This is a genomic window from Microbacterium umsixpiens (assembly GCF_053543675.1).
This window is the reverse complement of record NZ_JBLVOH010000123.1, coordinates 5171-6315: the sequence shown is the minus strand read 5'-3', so window position 1 is coordinate 6315 and position 1145 is coordinate 5171. Positions and strand designations below refer to the sequence as shown.

The 1145-nt window shown below is 71.1% G+C and carries 3 protein-coding genes; 2 read left to right on the top strand and 1 reads right to left on the bottom strand.

The genetic code is table 11. The features are described from left to right. On the top strand, window positions 1-168 hold the full coding sequence (locus ACNPM4_RS12335; RefSeq protein WP_448985884.1) for a tyrosine-protein phosphatase: 168 nt from the start codon (window positions 1-3) through the stop codon (window positions 166-168). A 74-nt stretch (window positions 169-242) separates the two neighbouring features. Further along, window positions 243-713, top strand: a complete 471-nt coding sequence (locus ACNPM4_RS12330; protein WP_262000743.1) for an SIP domain-containing protein — start codon at window positions 243-245, stop codon at window positions 711-713. A gap of 16 nt (window positions 714-729) precedes the next feature. Here ACNPM4_RS12330 and ACNPM4_RS12325 read toward each other — a convergent pair whose 3' ends face one another. After that, window positions 730-1131: a hypothetical protein gene (locus ACNPM4_RS12325; RefSeq protein ID WP_051662616.1), complete on the bottom strand. Its 402-nt coding sequence runs from the start codon at window positions 1129-1131 to the stop codon at window positions 730-732. Between the last annotated feature and the right edge of the window lie 14 nt (window positions 1132-1145).

Genomic DNA, 1145 nt, shown 5'->3' with positions numbered 1-1145 from the left:
GTGCATGCGGTGGCCCTCGCGACGCAGTCGCCCGCTTCGGTGATGCGGAGCCTGCTGGAGCAGGTCGATGAGCGCTGGGGTTCCGCCGCGGGTTACCTGCGGGCCCACGGGATGACCGAGGCGGAGCTCGCCGCGCTGACCGCCGCCCTCGTCGAGCCGACCGAGTAGCGCGCATCGGGACCGCGCCCGGCCCGAGGAAGCAAGGTAAGGCAAGCCTTCACTTGGTGTACCATGAGAGCATCATGAACACCTCGCTCGAGACTCGCAGCACGCGCGCAGCACGCCGCGCGGCACGTCAGCGCGCGCACCACCTGGTGACGGCGGACGAACAGTCCCTCACCGAGCTCGAGGTATTCCTGACGACGCTGCCGCTGTGCGCCTCCGGCCGCATCTTCATCGAGGTGCCCACGGTCGCCGATATCGGCGTGATCGAGGCTCCGGGACGGATGACCGTCACGTGGCTCGCGCGCGAGCAGCGTTCCGGTGCTCCCGGCAGTGGCCGCGCCTGCGCCCCCGGTCAGGCCCTGGCACGTGCGACCTGCGCGTGGGCCGACGAGATGATGTGCGACGACGAGATCGAGACGCGCGTCACGCTGCTCGGTGGCTACCTGGGCACCGCCGACATCGTCGAACACCTGACGAGCGCGCTGCAGGTCTCGCCCGCACTCATCCGCACCCCCGAGCGCTTCGGCCTGCTGCCCGCCGACCGCTGACCACGCGAGCGCGGCGTCAGCGCGACCGGCGCACGTAGTTGCCGTCTTCCAGCCCCGCCTCGATCTCGAAGCGGTTGCGCAGAGGATCCCGGCCGGCGAACAGATACAGCACCGGCATCAGGAAGCCGTAGCGGAGCCACTGCTCCTTGTGCACGGCCTCGTGACGCAGGACGGCATCGCTCGGGCGGGCGTCACCGGTGAGGAAGCACCCGCCGACGCACACGCCCCCACGGTTGAAGGTCCAGCTCGGCATGCCCCGGAAGATCCACAGCCCGGCCCGCCTCTCGACGGGGCCGGTGCTCCACAGCGAACCCCAGAGCCACCCGACAGCCGTGCCCCAGGCATAGCCGAGGCGACTGATCGGCGAACGCAGCAGGAACGCGGGGATCCGACGGTCGAGGCGACGCCCGCGGGCCAGCGCCTCGTGGGGGG

What these genes read in the sequence shown, in the direction of transcription:
- ACNPM4_RS12330 (WP_262000743.1), top strand. Translation starts at nt 243, where the DNA reads ATGAACACCTCGCTCGAGACTCGCAGCACGCGCGCAGCACGCCGCGCG.